Raw genomic sequence first — 212 nt, 5'->3', positions numbered from 1 at the left:
CCCCCCCCCCCCCCCCCCCCCCCCAAACAACAACCCTCCCCCCCCGATTACTACGCGTCTCGTGGGCTCGGAGATGTGTATAAGAGACAGTTCCTGCGCATCCCGCGACCGCTCTTCGACCTCGTGCACCTTGCGGTGGTCCGGGTGCCCGTAGCCCCCGTTCGGCTCGTAGTGGCTGTCTCTTATACACATCTGACGCTGCCGACGACGGA

General features: G+C 65.6%; 1 pseudogene. It reads right to left on the bottom strand.

Annotated elements, in window-relative coordinates:
* Positions 1 to 212, bottom strand: a pseudogene (locus ACPYOM_RS23720) (hypothetical protein); the annotation flags it as partial.

This window comes from Monashia sp. HAY1-2A (assembly GCF_056755315.1).
Note: the sequence above shows the minus strand (reverse complement) of the source record. Positions and strands in the feature narration are given on the sequence as shown.